Source organism: Paraburkholderia sp. HD33-4 (assembly GCF_021390635.1).
Taxonomy (GTDB): domain Bacteria; phylum Pseudomonadota; class Gammaproteobacteria; order Burkholderiales; family Burkholderiaceae; genus Paraburkholderia.
Map to the genome: position 1 here is coordinate 1841722 of NZ_JAJEJS010000002.1, position 15850 is coordinate 1857571.

The 15850-nt window shown below is 66.7% G+C and carries 10 protein-coding genes, 1 pseudogene and 2 riboswitches; of the genes and pseudogenes, 6 read left to right on the plus strand and 5 right to left on the minus strand.

Going from position 1 to position 15850, the window contains the following annotated elements; genetic code table 11:
- Nucleotides 1–27: 27 nt before the first annotated feature.
- Both cobN and cobW read right to left on the minus strand, forming a co-directional pair.
- Nucleotides 28–3861, minus strand: a complete 3834-nt coding sequence (cobN, locus tag L0U84_RS28410; RefSeq protein ID WP_233855022.1) for a cobaltochelatase subunit CobN — start codon at nucleotides 3859–3861, stop codon at nucleotides 28–30.
- A gap of 13 nt (nucleotides 3862–3874) precedes the next feature.
- Nucleotides 3875–4966 (minus strand): cobalamin biosynthesis protein CobW, encoded by a 1092-nt coding sequence (gene cobW, locus L0U84_RS28415; protein WP_326491205.1) that lies wholly within the window; start codon nucleotides 4964–4966, stop codon nucleotides 3875–3877.
- Between the two features lie 203 nt (nucleotides 4967–5169).
- Nucleotides 5170–5446, minus strand: a riboswitch (cobalamin riboswitch).
- 80 nt (nucleotides 5447–5526) lie between these two features.
- Nucleotides 5527–5787: riboswitch (cobalamin riboswitch) on the plus strand.
- A gap of 244 nt (nucleotides 5788–6031) precedes the next feature.
- Here cobW and cobA point away from each other — a divergent pair.
- The 6 genes and pseudogenes from cobA to L0U84_RS28440 form a co-directional block, all read left to right on the plus strand.
- Nucleotides 6032–6757 (plus strand): annotated as a pseudogene (cobA, locus tag L0U84_RS44065) (uroporphyrinogen-III C-methyltransferase); the annotation flags it as partial.
- 60 nt (nucleotides 6758–6817) lie between these two features.
- The gene (locus L0U84_RS44070; protein ID WP_326491225.1) at nucleotides 6818–7264 is read left to right on the plus strand and encodes a cobalamin biosynthesis protein; all 447 of its coding nucleotides are present in this window, start codon (nucleotides 6818–6820) and stop codon (nucleotides 7262–7264) included.
- Entirely contained in the window at nucleotides 7261–7863 is a 603-nt protein-coding gene (gene cobO, locus L0U84_RS28425; protein ID WP_233855041.1) for a cob(I)yrinic acid a,c-diamide adenosyltransferase, read from the plus strand. The genes L0U84_RS44070 and cobO overlap by 4 nt, the downstream gene beginning before the upstream one ends.
- Nucleotides 7864–7866: 3 nt before the next feature.
- Nucleotides 7867–9192, plus strand: a complete 1326-nt coding sequence (locus L0U84_RS28430; RefSeq protein ID WP_233855043.1) for a cobyrinate a,c-diamide synthase — start codon at nucleotides 7867–7869, stop codon at nucleotides 9190–9192.
- Nucleotides 9176–9835 carry a 5,6-dimethylbenzimidazole synthase gene (gene bluB, locus L0U84_RS28435; RefSeq protein WP_233855045.1) on the plus strand — a complete coding sequence of 220 codons (660 nt, stop codon included), beginning with the start codon at nucleotides 9176–9178 and terminating at the stop codon, nucleotides 9833–9835. The genes L0U84_RS28430 and bluB overlap by 17 nt, the downstream gene beginning before the upstream one ends.
- A 231-nt stretch (nucleotides 9836–10066) precedes the next feature.
- The gene (locus L0U84_RS28440; protein ID WP_267939965.1) at nucleotides 10067–11041 is read left to right on the plus strand and encodes a GDP-mannose 4,6-dehydratase; all 975 of its coding nucleotides are present in this window, start codon (nucleotides 10067–10069) and stop codon (nucleotides 11039–11041) included.
- A 154-nt stretch (nucleotides 11042–11195) separates the two neighbouring features.
- Here L0U84_RS28440 and L0U84_RS28445 read toward each other — a convergent pair whose 3' ends face one another.
- The 3 genes from L0U84_RS28445 to L0U84_RS28455 form a co-directional block, all read right to left on the minus strand.
- Nucleotides 11196–11810 (minus strand): DUF4136 domain-containing protein, encoded by a 615-nt coding sequence (locus L0U84_RS28445; protein ID WP_233855047.1) that lies wholly within the window; start codon nucleotides 11808–11810, stop codon nucleotides 11196–11198.
- Nucleotides 11811–11850: 40 nt separating this feature from the next.
- Nucleotides 11851–14337, minus strand: a complete 2487-nt coding sequence (locus tag L0U84_RS28450; RefSeq protein WP_233855049.1) for a CHASE2 domain-containing protein — start codon at nucleotides 14335–14337, stop codon at nucleotides 11851–11853.
- Nucleotides 14338–14403: 66 nt separating this feature from the next.
- A complete protein-coding gene (locus tag L0U84_RS28455; protein ID WP_233855051.1) occupies nucleotides 14404–15825 on the minus strand; it encodes a FecR domain-containing protein in 1422 nt (473 codons plus the stop codon).
- Between the last annotated feature and the right edge of the window lie 25 nt (nucleotides 15826–15850).

Below are 15850 nucleotides of genomic sequence, written 5' to 3' on the forward strand. Positions count from 1 at the left end.
CTTCAAGCTCCGCCCTTCAGTGGCCCGTCAGGGCGGGGTTGTTGACGTTTGTCTTCCTTCGATCTGCTGTTCGCTCACGAGCAGATGCGTTTCCACCTGCGCGCGATAGTCGCCCGGCCGCTGCCACAGACCACGCTGCATCGCTTCGAGCAAACGCTCGCCGATCGAATGCAGCGCATGGGGATTGTGCCGTTGCATGAACGCGCGGGTATCGGCGTCGTTCAGATAAGCATCGGCGACCAGCGCATATTGATGATCCGCGATCACGCGCGCGGTCGCGTCGTAGCCATACAGATAGTCGACGGTCGCGGCGATCTCGGCCGCGCCCTTGTAGCCGTGCCGCTTCACGCCATCGAGCCATTTCGGATTGACCACGCGCGAGCGGATCACGCGCGCGATCTCCTCGTGCAGCGTCCGCACGCGCGGCGTGGCCGGATTGCTGTGGTCGGCGTGATAGACGCGCGGCTGCTGACCGGCCAGATGCCGCACCGCCGCCACCATGCCACCCTGAAACTGGTAGTAGTCGTTCGAATCGAGCACGTCGTGCTCGCGGTTGTCCTGGTTCTGCAGCACGACATCCATCGCCGCGAGGCGCGCGCCAAACGCTTGATGCGCTTCCTCGCCCGCGCTCTTCTGCGCATACGCATAGCCGCCCCACGCCTGATATGCGTTCGCGAGATCGGCGTCGGTCTGCCATTGACGCGAGTCGATCATCTGCTGCAGACCCGCACCGTACGCGCCGGGCCGCGCGCTGAACACGCGCCAGCCGGCGCGCTTGCGCGCCTCGACGGGGTCCACGCCGCGCGCGATCAACGCATCGCGTTCGCGCTGCACGCGTGCGCGAATCGGATTCAGCTCCGCGGGCTCGTCGAGTTCGGCAACGGCTTGCACGGCCGCATCGAACAGATGCATCACGTTCGCGAACGCATCGCGAAAGAAGCCGGATACGCGCAACGTGACGTCGATCCGCGGCCGGTCGAACGCCTCGATCGGCATGATCTCGAAGTCCGTCACACGATGGCTGCCCGGCGCCCACTTCGGCCGCACGCCGAGCAGCGCGAGCGCCTGCGCGATATCATCGCCGCCGGTGCGCATCGTCGCAGTGCCCCAGACCGACAGGCCGATTGCGCGCGGATAGTCGCCGTGCTCCTGCAGATGCCGCTCGATCAGTTGCTGCGCCGATTTCAGGCCGAGTGCCCACGCGGCTTGCGTCGGCACCGCGCGCGTGTCGACCGAATAGAAGTTGCGGCCGGTCGGCAGCACGTCCGGCCGCCCGCGCGACGGCGAGCCGCTCGGCCCTGGCGGCACGAAACGTCCTTCGAGGCCGCGCTTCAGTTGCGTCATTTCTTGCGGGCCGCAGGCGTCGAGGCGCGGCAGCACGTCGTCGCGCAGGCGCGCGATCACCTGTGCCGTTTGCGGCAGACCTTCGTCGGCTACGGGGACGGCTTGCGAACGATCCGCGTCATCGCGATCGACACCGCATACGCCACGCAACAACTCGCCCGCGAGCAACTCCAACCGCTCGCGCGTATCGCCGTAGTGTCGCCAGGGCGCGTCGCTGACCCGCTGCAATAGCTCGGGACGCGGGCCGTCCCAGGCGGCGGCCCAATCCACGCTCAACGGGTCGAACAGATGGTCGATGCGCAGATCGCGCGTCAGCGCGTCGACGAGACCCGCGTTGCCGCCCTGGCCATCGCCGATCGGAAAGCGCCCGAGCGCGAGCAGCGTATCGCGCCGCTGCACGCCGCGCGGCGACTGCCCGAACGTATGCAGGCCATCGCGAATCTGCGCTTCCTTCAGCTCGCACAGCCACGCGTCGACGCGCGTGAGCAGCGCATCCTCATCGTCCTGTCCGCTCGGCGCCGCGAGACTCAGCTCTTCGTGCAGCCGATGCTCGACGATCGTCGTCAGAATCGTGCGACGCAGCAGCTTCGCGCGACGCGAATCGACCATCAACGCTTCGTAGTATTCGTCGACCTGGCGCTCCAGATCCTGCAGCGGCCCATAGTTCTCGGCACGGGTAAGCGGCGGCATCAGATGATCGACGATCACCGCCTGCGCGCGCCGCTTCGCCTGGCTGCCCTCGCCCGGATCGTTGACGATGAACGGATATAGATGCGGCATCGGCCCGAGAATCAGATCGGGCCAGCACGCGTCGCTCAGCGCGACGCTCTTGCCCGGCAGCCATTCCAGGTTGCCGTGCTTGCCGACGTGCACAACCGCGTCGATGCCGAACTGATGGCGCAGCCAGAAATAGAACGCGAGATACGCATGCGGCGGTACCAACTCCGCATCGTGATAGCTCGCATAGTCGCCTTGCTCGCGCGAACGCGCAGGCTGAATGCCGACGAACACCTGCCCGCAGCGCCAGCCAGCGATCATGAAGCGGCCGCGCCGCAGCGTCGGGTCATGCTCGGGCTCGCCCCACCTCGCGTTCAACGCGTCGCGCACGCTCGCCGGCAACGCATCGAACTGCGCGCGATAGTCGTCGAGCGCGAGGCTTTGCAGGGCCGGACGCAGATCGCGTACCACGGGATCGTTGGTCACGCCTTCTGTCAGCCGGTTCAACAACGCGTCGCCGTTGTCGGGCAACTCGCCGACACGATAGCCCTCAGCGCGCAGCATCGACAGAATGCCGACCACCGACGCCGGCGTGTCGAGCCCCACGCCATTGCCGATGCGCCCTTCGCTCATCGGATAGTTGGCGAGAATCAACGCGACTCTCTTGTCGGCGTTATCGAGCGAACGCAGACGGCACCAGCGCCGGCTCAGCTCGGCGAGAAAACTCACCCGTTCGAGGTCGGGCTGATAGCGGACCACGTCGACCTGCGTATGCGCACAGCGATACGCGAGCCCCTTGAAGCTGATCGCGCGCGTGATGATGCGCCCGTCCACTTCGGGCAGCGCGATATGCATCGCGATGTCGCGCGAGTTGAGACCGTGATTGTCCTTCAGCCAGTCTTCGCGATTGCCGCCGCTCAGGATCACCTGGAACACCGGCGCGTCGCCGGCGAGCGCGAGCGGCTCGGGGTCGTCGATCGCCGACGCGGCGAACGCGGTTGTGTTCAGCGCCAGCGCGACGCCATGTTGCGCACACAGCGACTGCACGACATCGCGGCTCATCGCATCCTTCAACGACGTGATCGCGAGCGGCAGCGGATTGAGCCCTTGCGCTTCGAGCGCGTCGATCAGCGCATCGAACACCGCGGTATTGGCGGCCTGCAGATGCGCCTTGTAGAACAGGATCGCGACGACCGGCGCGTCTTGCCGCCAACGCGCCTGCCAGTCGGCGACAGTGGGCGTATCGCGCTCGGGGTGATACAGCGACGCCGCCGGCAACGCGCGCGGCGGCTCGGGTTCGCGCCCCCAGTCGAGCGCGCGATACGCGATGCAGCGCAAAAACGCCTCGGCGTTCTGCGGGCCGCCTTCGCGCAGATACCGCCACAACCGCTGGCATAACTCCGGGCTCGCGGTACTGCGCGCGAGCAGGTTCGGGTCTTCCTGCAGGTCGCCGGAAAACATCGCGAGCATTTGCTGTTTGCGCTGCGCGAGCGCGACGACCTGCTCGATGCCGTACGGCCAATACGCTTCTCCGCCGAGATGATCGACGACGACCACGCGCGCGTGCTGCAACACGTCGTCGAGATAGAAATCGACCGAGGCCGGCTGACGCAGATACGTGACGTTCGCGAGCCGCACGCTCGGGAAGCCGTCACCAAGACGCGGCACCACGCTCGCGAGCAGCGACAGCGTGGTGTCGGCGGAACTGAGCACGACGATCTCGGCGGGCTGCTGATCGATGCGGATCACGCCCTGCGTATCGTCGACGAAGCCGCCCGGCGTCGTGCGCAGCAGATGCATACTGGTGCGCCCGTTATGCCGTCGCGTTCGACGTCGCGCCGAGCGCCGCGTCGAACGCCTGTTGCAGCGCGTGTTGGTCGAGGTCTTCGCCGATCAGCACGAAGCGGCTCAACGCGCCTTCGTCATTTTCGCCCGCCTGCCAGCGCCGGTCGAAGTAGCTGTCGAAGCGCCGGCCCACGCCCTGGATCACGAGGCGCATCGCCGCGCCCTGCAATGCGGCGAACCCTTTGACACGGTAAATCGTGTGGTTTTCGACGAGCGTCTGCAAAGCGGCGAGCGCCGCGTCGCGCGACGGCACGGATGCCTGCACGACGACCGAATCGAATTCGTCGTGGTGATGGTCGGGGTCGTCGGCGGAACCGTGATGGTCGTGACGCAGATGGATCGTCTCTTCCGACGCCGCTTCGAGCCCCAGCAGCGTATGCAGGTCGAGCCGCCCCTGCTGCGCGCGCACGATCTTCACCTGCGGCGGGATCTCCGCGCGGATCGCGGCTTCCACCTCGTGCTGGCGCGCGTCGTCGATCAGATCGGTCTTGTTCAGAATCACCAGATCCGCCGCCGACAACTGGTCTTCGAACAGTTCGTGCAGCGGCGACTCGTGATCGAGATTCGGATCGGCCTTGCGCTGCGCATCGACGGCGACCGGGTTATCGGCGAACTGGCCGCTTGCGGCGGCCGGTCCGTCCACCACCGTCACCACCGCGTCGACGGTGAAGCCGTTGCGGATCTGCGGCCAGTTGAACGCCTGCACGAGCGGCTTCGGCAATGCGAGCCCCGAGGTTTCGATCAGCACATGATCGAGTTCGCCGCGCCGTTCAGCGAGCTTTTCCATCACCGGAAAAAACTCTTCCTGCACGGTGCAGCACAGACAACCGTTCGCGAGTTCATACAAATGCCCTTCGGTCTCGACGCCGTTTTCATCGCAGCCGATGCCGCAGCCCTTGAGGATTTCCCCGTCGATGCCGAGTTCGCCGAACTCGTTGACAATCACCGCGATGCGCTTGCCGCCCGCATGCTGAAGAATGTGCCGCAGCAGCGTGGTTTTGCCGCTGCCGAGAAAGCCCGTGACGATCGTGACGGGAATCTTGCGCAATTGAGTTTGCATCGTGAGGTCCATCCCTTGGCGTTGCATCGGTCTGCCGGAAAGTCCGCGCGTCGGTCCGCATCGGCTGGCGAATGGAGCGAATGAAGCATGCGCATCAGTGCCAGCGATCACCAAACACGGGGACGAACGACGGCATTGCCGCGACAACGGAAATACAGAAAGCGGAAGTGAGGTCATGAACGCGCCGCCGCATCCCCGCGGCGGTCGTTCTGCTTCTTCGGGCCGGTATCCGGGCTGACGAAAGCGCCGCTTCCCCTTCCCGGACGAGTGGTTTCTCGTCCAGTGGTGATATGTCGACGCGACCTTGCGCGAGGACATCGAAGCCGGCACCCGCGGTGCCGACTAACAAGCCGGAACCGCTTTTCGCTTACCGTTGCGGGGACAGCACAGGTTAGCCACTCCTGAGCAGAGGCTCCCTGTTTCCCGTTTAACTGCATGCGCACGAACGCGCACGCGAGCACCCAAAGTGCGTGCGAGTGTAGGCCCGCGGCCTTGCGCAGTCAAGGAACGCACGGTGTCGGAAAGCGCCGCAGAGGCTTATCCGGCAAGGCGCCATGTGCTATCGTATGCGCGCGTTTGGTGCCCGCACATGCGCTCGCGTGTGCAGTTAAACGGGAAACAGGCAGCGCGTCGCGCGTTCAACCTGTGCTGTCCCCGCAACGGTAAGCGACCTGCGGCGCGCGATTCGATTGAGCTTCGATTCCGCCGCGCCGCGCATGCGTTTTTTGATGCCACTGTCCCCGCGAATCCGCACACAGGGACGGGAAGGCGAAGCGCGTGAGGCCGCCAGCCCGGATACCGGCCAGACGCGGAAGCGGCGCCGCATGCATCCGTGCATCAGGTTGCGCCGCCGGCCGCCGGAATCCGCGGGGAACGGATGTGAAGGCGTAGCAGCGTGGCATCGCGCGTGTCGTGGCGTTCTATCTGAAGAATGTGCCGCGAGCCGCGCGGCTAACCTCGCCCGGATTTGCTGTACTGCATGACCTCTATATTCACCTCCGCGCGCACCGTCGCACGCCGCTTCTCTCCTCCCATCTCCGCATGGCATCCGCCATGCACGCCGCGATGACGCGCGCCTGGCTGATCGGCGCGGGTCCCGGCGACGTCGAACTGATGACGCTGAAGGCCACTCGCGCGCTCGCGCAGGCCGATGTCGTGCTGGTCGACGATCTGGTCAATCCCGAGGTGCTGCAGTTCGCCCGCGCCGACGCGCAAGTCGTGTACGTCGGCAAACGCGGCGGCCATCCGTCGACGGCGCAGGCCGACATCGTCGCGCAAATGCTCGGGCATCTGCGCGCGGGCCGCAGCGTTGCGCGGCTCAAGGGCGGCGATCCGTTCGTGTTCGGTCGCGGCGGCGAAGAATTGCAGGCGCTGCATGCGGCGGGTATCGACGTCGACGTGATCAGCGGCATCACGGCCGGCATCGCGGCACCCGCGACGCTCGGCATTGCGGTCACGCATCGCGACCACGCGCAGGGCGTCGTGTTCGTCACCGGCCACGGGGCCGGCAGCGGTGAGCCGGACTGGGCCGCGCTCGCCGCGACGCGCATGACGCTCGTGATCTACATGGGCATGCGGCGGCTCGGCGAAATCGCCGGCGCGTTGCTCGCGGCCGGCATGTCCGCCGATACGCCCTGCGCGGCGATCGAATCGGCGACTCGGCCCGGGCAGCGTCACGTGCTCGCGCCGCTTCGCGAGTTTGCCGGGGCGGTCGTGCGCGCGGGGCTCGGCTCGCCGGCGATCGTGGTGATCGGCGGCGTGGCCTCGCTCGCGCTGGCGCGTGAAGCGGCGGAACGCGACGGCCGCGTTCATCGCGAACCGGCAGCGAGCGCAACACCACACGCACACGCGATGAAAACGCTGAGCGTCGGCATCGGTTGCCGCTCGCACAGCGAAGCCGCGGACATCGAAGCCGCCGTGCGCGCAGCGCTCGGATCGAATGCCTTCGAGCAGATCCGCGCCGTCGCGACGATCGACACCAAAGCCGACGAAGCGGGCCTGCTCGAATTCTGCTCGCGCCACCGGCTGCCGCTACGACTGTTCAGCCGCGAGCAGATCGCCGCGGTGCCGGTCGCGTCGCCGTCGGCGGCGGTTCGCGCGCATCTGGGCGTCGACGGTGTGTGCGAGCCCTGCGCGCTGCTGGCGGCAGCAGCGTCAGACTCGGAGACAACTGCGCAAACCGCACGTCTGATCGTACGCAAGACCGCGCACGCCGGTATCGCAGTGGCGATCGCGGCGCCGAACGACGCAGCCCTCAGCGACGTGCTCCCATCCCCTCAAGACCAGGACCCTCGATGAAAACCGATCCCGAATCGCATCAACGCATGACCGAACGCCGCCGTGAAGGCCACGAAAAGAAGCAGGCCGGCGCGACCGTCGAAAAAGGCCTGCTGATCGTCAACACCGGCACCGGCAAAGGCAAGAGCACGGCCGCGTTCGGCATGGCCGTGCGCGTGCTCGGCCACGGCATGCGGCTGGGCGTCGTGCAGTTCATCAAGGGCGCGCTGCATACGTCGGAGCGCGACTTCCTCGGCGCGATCGCGCAATGCGATTTCGTCACGATGGGCGACGGCTACACCTGGAACACGCAGAATCGCGAGGCCGACATGGCGACCGCGCGCAAGGGCTGGAACCAAGCGCGGCGGATGATCGAAAGCGGCGACTACCAGATGGTGATCCTCGACGAGCTGAACACCGTGCTGAAGTACGAATACCTGCCGCTCGACGAAGTGCTCGCCGTGATCAACGCGCGCGCGCCGATGCTGCACGTCGTCGTGACCGGACGTCACGCGCCCGACGCGTTGATCGAAGCCGCCGATCTCGTCACCGAGATGCGCGCGATCAAGCATCCGTATCGCGAGCAGGGTGTGAAGGCGCAACGCGGCGTGGAGTTCTGAGCGATGTCGGCGTCCCTCGAGGGGACTTGCTCCGCGGCGTGCCCCGCGCTGTTCATCAGCGCGCCTGCGTCGGGCCAAGGCAAGACCACGATCACCGCCGGTCTCGCGCGCTATCACCGGCGGCTCGGACGGTGCGTGCGCGTGTTCAAGACCGGGCCGGATTTTCTCGACCCGATGATCCTTGCGCGCGCGAGCGGCGCGCCGGTGCTATCGCTCGATCTGTGGATGGTCGGCGAAAGCGCGTGCCGCAACCTGCTCGCGCGGGCGGCGCAAGAAGCCGATCTGATCCTGATCGAAGGCGTGATGGGTCTGTTCGACGGCACGCCGAGCAGCGCCGATCTCGCGACCACGTTCGGCGTGCCGGTGCTCGCGGTGATTTCCGCGCAGGCGATGGCGCAAACCTTCGGCGCGCTCGCGTTCGGCCTGGCGCGCTTCAGACCGCAACTGCCGTTTCATGGCGTGCTCGCGAATCGCGTCGGCTCGGCGCGGCACGCGCAGATGCTGCAGGAAGCGCTGCCGCCCGGGTTGCGCTGGTGCGGCCACATCGCCGCGAGCGACGAGATCACGCTGCCCGACCGACACCTCGGCCTGCATCAGGCCGATGAAATCGACGATCTCGAAGCGCGCCTCGAACGCGCGGCGGATACGCTCGCGTCGACCGCGCTCGCCGAACTGCCGCCGCCGGTCGATTTCGGCACGCCGTCGCCCGAGGTGCTGCCGCGTCTGCTCGACGGCAAGCACATCGCGATCGCGCGCGACGCCGCGTTCTCGTTCATCTATCCGGCCAACGTCGCGCTGCTCGAAGCGCTCGGCGCGCGGCTCAGCTTTTTCTCGCCGCTCGCCGACGAAGCGTTGCCGGCCGACACGCACGCGCTCTATCTGCCGGGCGGCTATCCAGAGCTGCATATGTCGACGCTCGCGGGCAACGTGAACAGCGCCGCGTCGATCCGCACGCACGTCGAGGCGGACAAACCGGTGGTCGCCGAGTGCGGCGGCATGCTCTATCTGCTCGACACGCTGACCGACGCCCAAGGCACGAGCACGCCGATGCTCGGCCTGCTGCCCGGTCACGCGACGATGCAAACGCGCTTCACGTCGCTTGGCATGCAGCAGATCGACGGCATCCACGGCACGCTGACCGGACACACGTTTCACTACTCGAAGCTCGCGACGCCGCTGGCGCCGCGGCGCTTCGCCACACGCGCACACAGCGATGCACCCGGCGAAGCGGTTTTCCGCGTCGGCCCGATTGTGGCAACCTATATGCACGCTTATTGGCCCTCCAACCCGGCTTTCACGGCCGCCCTCTTTCATGGCGAAGCCTTTTGACAATTCCGAGCGCGACGCGGTCTATCGCGCGATATACGAACGCCGCGACATGCGCCACTTCGTGCCCGATCCGGTCGACCCCGCGGTGCTGCGGCGTCTGCTCGACGCGGCGCATCACGCACCGAGCGTCGGCTACATGCAGCCCTGGCGCATCGTGCGCATCACCGATGCGGCGCTGCGCACGGGCTTGCGCGACATCGTCGAGCGCGAACGCCTCGCCACCGCCGACGCGCTCGGCAAGCGCCGCGAAGAGTTCATGAAGCTGAAGGTGGAAGGTATGCGCGATTGCGCGGAGCTGCTCGTGATTGCGTTGATGGACGGCCGCGAGCGACACGTGTTCGGCCGTCGCACTCTGCCGGAGATGGACCTCGCGTCGGTCGCGTGCGCAATCCAAAACATGTGGCTCGCGGCGCGCGCGGAAGGACTCGGGCTGGGCTGGGTGTCACTGTTCGATGTCGACGCGGTGCATCAGTTACTGGCGATGCCGGCAGGCGCGCGGCCGGTCGCGATTCTGTGCCTCGGCCACGTCGATGCGTTCTACAGCGAGCCGATGCTCGAAACGGAGCGCTGGGCGAGCCGTTTGCCGCTCGCCGATTGCGTGTTCGAGAACCGCTGGCCGCGGGAAGAGCCGGGTCAAGCGTAAATGATACGCACGGCCCCGGCGACCCGAGGCTACGGCACAGCACTGCAGCGCTTTCAAATGGTGGAGTAATCATCAGATGAAACGGAGCAGTCGAAATTTGTGGTAAAGACGCAAGACTGTGCCGCATTCCGCGATGATCAGCATGGCATAATATATGCTCGAAAATTTGATATTGCGCTAAGGGGCCGCAGCGGGCGTGAATCCTGACACCCGGCGATATTGCGCTACAACATGACAATCTCCACAGAAGAAAAAAGCGTGCCGTTTTCTCAGGCGCGGCAACCGATGCGTACGCTCGTTACCGGTGCGAGTGGCTTCACTGGCCGTTATCTGGTCGAAAAACTGCGTGCTCGCGGCCACACCGTAATCGAGACGATGGGCGCCCGCGACCAGCCGGAGACGCCGACGCGCCTGCGGCTAGACATCACGTCGCCGGATGCGTGCCGGAGCGCGATCGATCGCGTACGACCTGATTACATCGTGCATCTGGCCGCGATCAGCTTCGTCGGACATGACGATCCTCTCGATTTTTATCGCGTAAATGTGATCGGCACGTTGAATCTGTTGGAAGCCTGCGCGCAGGTCGGCCATACGCCGCGCAAGCTGCTGATTGCGAGCAGCGCAAACGTCTACGGCAACGTGACCAGCGATGCGATCGACGAAACTTTCGCGACCCGGCCGGTCAATCACTACGCGGCAAGCAAGGCGGCGATGGAAACCATGGTGCGCACCTGGTTCGACCAGTTGCCGATCGTGATCGTGCGGCCGTTCAACTACACTGGCCGCGGACAGACCTCAAACTTTCTCGTACCAAAGATCGTCGAGCATTTCGCGCGCCGTGAGTCGTCCATTGAACTGGGCAATATCGACGTGGCGCGCGATTTTTCCGACGTGCGTTACGTGGCGAGCGTGTACGAAGCGCTACTTGATTCTCAGGCCGCGGGGGAGACCGTCAACGTCTGCACGGGCACGCCTTATACCCTGCGCGACATCCTGTCGTCTGCGAGCGACCTGACGGGTCATGAGCTGGAAATCCGCGTGAACCCCGCTTTCGTCCGACGAACGGAGGTGAAGATGCTCGCAGGATCGCCGGTCAAGCTGCGCTCGCTAGTGCCGACCGTCGAGTCCATTCCGTTCATCGACACCTTGCGCTGGATGCTGAGAGCTGGCGACCCAAAAACCGTGAACGCGACTACCGCAATGTAGTGCGCAACCGAGATTTTCACGGACGGTTCATTCGCAACCCCTCGGGACCCGCATTGATTCCCACGCTAGTCGCCCCATGATCCGGATGAGCCGGCGCAGGAATAACTGAGGTGGACGGCCGCCGTGACACGGCCCCGACAACCCCGGCTGCGTCTCAACGCTGCAGCGGCTTCATCGACTCGACGTTCGGCACGCCGCTCGCCTTGTCGATACTGAGCTTCACGCGCCAGTCGGCCGGCGCGTCGAACGGTAGCTTCGCGAGCGCGGCTTTCACGAGCAGCGGCAGCGCATGCAGCGGGTCCGCATCGCGATCCATGAACACCGCGCTGACCTTGTAGCGCTCGGTGCCGCTCGCGTAGTCGAAAAAGCGCAGCGTCAGTGCATGTTGATACTCGCGCCCGAACAGCAGCGCGGCTGGACCGTCGCTGCCCGCGCCGCAATCGGGGGGCGCGCATTCCTCACCGCCGATGCCAATCGACGCCGGCCGCGTGCTATACGCGATCGACAGCAGATAGTGCGCGGGCTTGCCCGCCGTATCGACGAACCCGTGTTTCGACAGCTCGTCTCTCAGCAGCTTTTCGGCTTGCGGATGGTCGGCGCTATCCTCTTGCGGCTGCGTGCGCGCGAGCGAATAGGTCTGCTCGCCTTGCAGCGCAACGGCGTGGTCGGCACCGTTAGCGGAGACGGCGTGTACATCGGCACCGAGGCCCGTGCAAGCGCTGAGGCTCGCCGCGGCCAACGCCGCACAGAGATGAGCGATCTTTGTCATTTCTTTTTCTCTCTAGTACATCGAATACGTCGAAGGCGCCTCAAGCGCGCGGTGAGCTCAATTCGTCGAGTGGCGCGTCGTCGAGCGCGGGCAGCCAGATCGTAAAGGCCGTCCCCTCGCCAGGCGCGCTGACGACCTCGACGCTACCCCCGTGGCGCGTGACGACGGTTTTGATGAACGCCATGCCGAGCCCCGCACCGCCCACTTCCGGCCGCTCCGCCTCGTGAAAACGGCGAAAACGCTCGAACAGCCCCGCTTGCTGCTCCTTCGGAATGCCATAGCCCTGGTCGCGGATCGTGCACGACACGCGCGGCGCCGCGCTGCCCGCGCGCTTTGCCGCAGGTTGGCTCGCGAAGCTGCACACGATGCGCGTGTCGGGCGGACTGTACTTGACCGCGTTGTTCAGAATGTTGACGAGCGCGCGTGTCATCAGTGAGCGGTCGGCGCAAATCCATGGATCGTCTGCGGTGTCGTCGCCGGTCTCCGTATGCAGCGTGATGCGTTTCGCGTGCGCCTGCGGCCAGACCTCGTCGCTCGCATCGATCACCAGCTCGGTCAGGCTCAGCGGCTCGAGCACATAGGCCTGCGATTCGGCGCGCGCCAGTTGCACGAAGTCGTCGGCGAGCGTAAGCGCGCGTTGCGCGTAGCGTTCGATCCGCTCGAGCAGGCTGCGCGCGAGCGCCGGCTCGGTCCGCGCGCGCTCGATCTCGACCAGCGCGATGATCGACGCCTGCGGCGAGCGCATGTCGTGCGACAGCAGCCGCAGCGCGTCTTCGCGCTGACGCTCGGCCGCATGCAGCGCCGACACGTCGACGAGACCGGCGATCCAGCCGGTCGTCTCACCCTGCGCGTTGGTGCAGGTCGCATAGCGCAGCAGATGGTCGCGCTCGTTCGCGTCGCGCACCTCGACGCCCTGCACCATCAGCGCCGCGAACTCGCCGCGCGTCGGATCGAGCAATGCCGGCCAGTGCGCGTGCGCGGACAGATTGCGCTCGTTGTCCGAGGCCGCGCCGGCGTCGATCGTCTTGACGAGCGTGAGGCCGCCGAGCACGCTGCGCATCGGCTGGCCCTCGGGCATCGGCGCGCCGAGCCGCGCGAAATGCGCTTTCGCCGCGTGATTCGCGATCAGCACGACGCCCGCCACGTCGCTGACGAGAATCGGCTCCGGCACGCTGTCGAGGCTGTCCCACACGAAGCGCTTCATGTCCTGCACCCGTTGCGCGGCCTGAGCCATCAGCGCCATGTGCTGTTCCAGCACGTCGCCGCCGAACTCACGGCGGCGCTTTGGCGTTTCGGGCAGCAGATGCGGCTCGTCGGCGAGACGTTGCAGTTCGCCGCGCAGATACGCCATCGTCATTTCGAGGCGCCGCCAGTTCCAGATCGGATAGACGATCACGACGCCGAGAATCGCCGGCACCGGTGAGATCCACAGCCTGCCGCCGTAGAGCAGCAGCGCGCTGCCGGCCGCGGCGAGCACGATCAGCGCACCGGTCAGCAATAGCGAGCGGCGCGGCGACAGCACGAGAAAGCCGGCAAGCAGCGCGGCAAGCGGCCCGAGCGCCGCCGCGAACACGACCCACAGCGCGACCGGCTGGATCTCGCGGCCGGTCAGCAGCGTGTCGAGCACGTTCGCGTGGATGTAGACGCCGGGCAGCGGACCGAGCTCGCCCGATACCGGCGTCGCGAAGCGGTCGTACAGACCCGACGCCGTCACGCCGATCACGACGATGCGCCCGCGCAGCTGGTCGGTCGGCACCTTGCCGGCGAGCACGTCGGCGAAACTGAGCTTCGCGTAGTTCGCGGCGTTCGGGCCGAACGGAATCAGGAAGCGGTCTTCGCCGCCGTCGTCGCTGCCGCGCGCAGGCTCGTTCGAGCGGCGCGGCGGCAACCCGCCGCGTAGATGCAGCTTGCCGCGTTCAACCGCATCGGCGACGAGTACCGTCAGCTGCGGCCACCGCGAGCGCTCGTCGCCCTGGAAGCGGGCGACGCTGCGCACGATGCCGTCGCTGTCCACCTCGAAATTGATGTGACCGAGCCCGGCCGCGGCCTGCGCAAGCGGCGCGACGGGTTCGTCGACGGTGCGCTCACCGCTCGCGTCCGGCGGCTTCAGCAGCACGGGCAGATAGGTCGGGCTCAGCGCGATTGCATGGCCGAGCTGGGCGTCGTCGACGTTGGGCTCGGTGAATAGCACGTCGTAGATCACCGCGGCGGGTTTGGCCGCGGCGATCTGCTCGAGCAGCCGCGCGTGCACGCTGCGCGACCACGGCCAGCGGCCGAGCTGGTCGATGCTGGCGTTGTCGATCTCGACGACGACGATGTCGGAGAGCAGCGGCTGCCCGCGCAGCTTCAGAAACTGGTCGTACACCAGCAGATCGATGGCGGCGCCGACGTGCCCGAACGACGTCAGCAGGATCACCACGAGGCCGAGGCAGCCAACGCTGACCCACTCGATCAGAAAGCGCCGGCCGGCGCGCCGGCCGAAACGGGCGCGCGGATCGAGGCTCAGTCGCGTAGAAGTGGCGGGCAAAGGGCGATGTGGTCGGGAACGGGAGCACGGACCGGCCGCCAGGCCGGCCCCGAGAATCTAACAGCGTCAGCGCGCCAGCGTAAAGGAGCGGACCGGGCTGCTCTTTTCGTAGAAGCGGCCGTTGTCGAACTGCTCGGCGACGATCGTCCAGTAGTAGACGCCGGGCGGCAGATCGGTGATCACGAGTTCGCCGCCGGGCAGATCGGTACGATCAACCACCGGTTGGCTCAGATCGGCCGTCTTCGCGAGCACGAAGCGGAAACGCGTCGGCACGTCGCTGTGGCTGACGAACCAGCGGAACTCGTAGTCGCGGCCATTCGCACGCTGCGCGGCCGAAGCGTCCAGCCCCAACTGGCGGCGCTCGAACGCGTACACGTTCGGCAGGCCGTCGAGGCCGTTGCTATCGGTCGACGCGACCCGCACGAAGTACGTGCCGTCCGGGAGGTCGCCGAAGTCGGCGTGCGGTGCGCTCACGCGCAGGTCGCGCACCAGGTCGAGTTGATCGGCGTCGTGCGAAATCTGCAGCCGATAGCCGACCGCGTGCTCGGCGGGGTTGACGTCGAACGCAACGGTTTTGCCGTCCTGCACGCGTGCAGGCTTCGTGAGCGCGGGTGCCGGCAACAGCTGGACCGGACTGCCAATCGCGCCGCCCGAGCGCGTGACGTTGCCGAAGCTTGCCTTGACCAGTTGCTCTGACGCCTGCAACGGTCTGCCCGGCGCTGGCGCTGGCGCCGGCGCGGCGCTCTGGCCATGCCGCGTGGCCGGATCGACGCCGACCGCGCCATCGAGCACGGCCACCGCGGTGGTCTGCGTGCCGCCGTCGTAATCGACGCGAAAACGCGTGCCGCGCACCCCGGCGACCACCGAAGGCGAACGGATCTGAAAGCGATCGTCGCGTCTCGTCGCATGCGTGACCTGGCTCTCCACCTCGCCGGCGCGCAGGTCGAAGATGCGATCAGCCGCGCCGGTCAGCGTGACGTGCCGCAGCTTCTCGATATTGAGTTCGCCGTTCTGCGCAACCGTCACGTACGACCCGTCGGGTAGTTCGAGCGTCGCGAAACCGTTCACGCCGGTACGCAAGCGGTCGCCTTCGGCAAGCGTTGCACCGGTTTTCAACGGCAGGTAAGGGCTCGAGTCGAACGCGTGCTCGACCGGACCGCTGGTCGCAACCACGCGCGCCGTGTCGCGATCCTGGCGCAGCCTTTGAGACGGCAGACGCAGCACGATGCCGGCCGGCATGCGGCGCGGCGCGGGCACGTGATTGAGGCTGCTCAACAGCGCCCAGTCGGTCGGGTCGGCCATGTAGCGGGCGGCGATGTCGTAGAGCGTGTCGCCTTCGTGCGTCGTGTACGAAGCATAGACCGGCGACGCCTTCGCACCGGACTTGCCGCGCGCGGGCTGCGCGTGCGCGAGCGCGCTCCAGCCGGACGCGCCCGTTGCAATCAGACAGGCCGCGGCAAGCCACGCGGCCGCGCGGCGGCCGGGCATGGCGGCACTGCCCCACACCGCCCCA